A 661-nucleotide genomic window follows, 5' to 3' on the forward strand; every position below is an offset into this window, starting at 1 on the left:
TAAATCTTGCTGAATTCGTCTTGCGTAAATCTTGCTGAATTCGTCTTGCGCCATTGCGCTTCTTGGAATCGTCAAAGGACGCTTTAATCAGCACATCACGAGCCGCACGCTTAATCGCTCTTGGACTCAGTGTCATGCCATTCTGGCGCCAGGTGTAATACCCACTACGCGATACCTTGAGCACATCAACCATCCGCTTGAGAGAAAAACGGTGCTGATGCTCAAGGATGAACTCAAATCTGGCTACTTTTGGTTCTTCGCGAAGTAGGTGGCCGCCTTTTTTAAAATGGCTAAATCTTCGGCTTGTTCAGCGAGTTGGCGTTTAAGTCTTGCGACCTCGGCAGCAAGTTCCGCTTCTCTTGACGTGGTGTTTGATTTCTTCTCAGCACTAGAGCGCCAACTGTAGAGTTGTGACTCGTAAAGATTAAGCTCACGCGCTGCTGCGGCTACACCAATTTTCAGAGCAAGCTTCAGCGCTTCTGTTTTAAATTCTTGCGTGTGGATCTTGCGGGGTTTCTTTGTTGACATATTTCGCCTCAATAAGCGAGTTTACTCACTTAGCGAGATGTCCAAAAGTATTGGATCAGATCAAAAAGCCCCTATTAGGGGCTTTTTAATGCCTGTTAATTACGTTTTTACTAACAGGCATTGCCTGTTGGGC

At 46.3% G+C, this 661-nt stretch carries 1 pseudogene; it reads right to left on the reverse strand.

Features of this window, described 5'->3' with window-relative positions:
* Positions 1 to 528 (reverse strand): annotated as a pseudogene (locus L1D47_RS20965) (transposase); the annotation flags it as partial.
* Positions 529 to 661 lie beyond the last annotated feature (133 nt).

This window comes from Shewanella sp. Isolate7 (genome assembly GCF_022398425.1).
Taxonomy (GTDB): Bacteria; Pseudomonadota; Gammaproteobacteria; order Enterobacterales; family Shewanellaceae; genus Shewanella.